This window comes from Endozoicomonas sp. ONNA1, from assembly GCF_024606325.1.
Taxonomy (GTDB): Bacteria; Pseudomonadota; Gammaproteobacteria; order Pseudomonadales; family Endozoicomonadaceae; genus Endozoicomonas_A.
The window spans coordinates 1-1,230 of the sequence record NZ_JAHHPN010000507.1 but is presented as its reverse complement, the minus strand read 5'-3'; the positions used below and the strand labels follow the sequence as shown (position 1 = coordinate 1,230).

The 1,230-nt window shown below is 58.8% G+C and carries 1 protein-coding gene; it reads right to left on the bottom strand.

Annotated elements, in window-relative coordinates:
* Window positions 1-1,230 (bottom strand): hypothetical protein (locus tag KDK19_RS11470; protein ID WP_257292001.1); only part of this gene is annotated, 1,230 nt, incomplete at both ends.

Here is a 1,230-nt window from a genome sequence, read left to right as displayed (position 1 = left end):
CCGGACAAGCTCACTGATCAGTCGAAGACGGCTGCCGTCGTCCCCATCGACCAGTGGGCCGCCATCCAGCAGGCTGCTCAGGAAGGCAATGTAGGTTTGGGTGGCCCCGTCATAAAAACCGGTGCGAAGGATACGTCGACTGTCGTAGGAATCCACGACTCGCAGGGGAATCAGTCTTTTGTCAGTTGCTGCTACGGGGGGGGCGCTGAGCTGGCCATCCAGGGTCTCTGCCGCAATCACCCGGTGGTCCAGCTGACCGGATCGGCTGGCCGTCAACAGGTAATAATAGGGGGGCTCAAACACCAGCAATTGGGCGTCATCTTTGCCCGGCGCTACCCTTGATACCTTGCTACCAAACACCGCGCCATGCTCGGTGGCGCTGAATTCACGGAATTGCCTGATGTCCCGGTTCAGGAACCTGCCGCTCTTGAAAAACACCTGACCTTTGACCTGGTCAAAAAAATAGTAGCCGATGGTCGGGTTTCCCCACACCGGCTGTAGCGGGTCACTGGGAGTGATGAGCTGGATTTCCGCGTTGTGATGAGTATCGTACCAGAGCTTCACCCGCTCTAGCTTAGCCCAATTGGCTTCGGCCAGTCCCAGCTTGTCAGGGAAGCAGGAATAGGGTGTTTCGCGATACGCTTCGGCCTCTCGTTGACAGCGCTTACGGTGTCGCAACCAGGCTGGGTTCTGCATGACCTTCGGGGGCGGATTATTGTGCATGGGTGACGGATCATGGGCACTGTTCATCCTCCACGGGTTCTGTCTTGGCGGCTTCACGTAGTATGTGAGCCACTGCGCCGGTGCATTGGCCATGCAGCGGGCAAGGAACGAGGCGTCGCACCTTTGCAGCTCCAGCGGCAGAAACCGGCTGGCAGCGGGTTGAACGGCGATTATTCCGCGCAGCGTTGGCGCCCTTAACGGCTTTTTGTCCAGGTCGCTGTTGAGGTATAACTGGTGAATCACTTTGAGATCCGGCGCCCCCCACTCAAACCGTGCGCTGGCATCCTGGACTATCACTCTATACGGGGTGTCCGGTGTCGGGACAGGAAACTGGAAACGGGTCTCACCCAGTGTCACGGTCCAGGTTTGTTCGGTCTGGTTCAGCTCGGATGAACAACGCTGAACCCGGCTGCCGCCCCCGGCAATGCAGTTATAGGACCGCTGCCCATTGTAGTTCAGCACCCAGGTAGAGGCCGTCTTCCCCCGGGGGTGAACGCGGATGAAGTG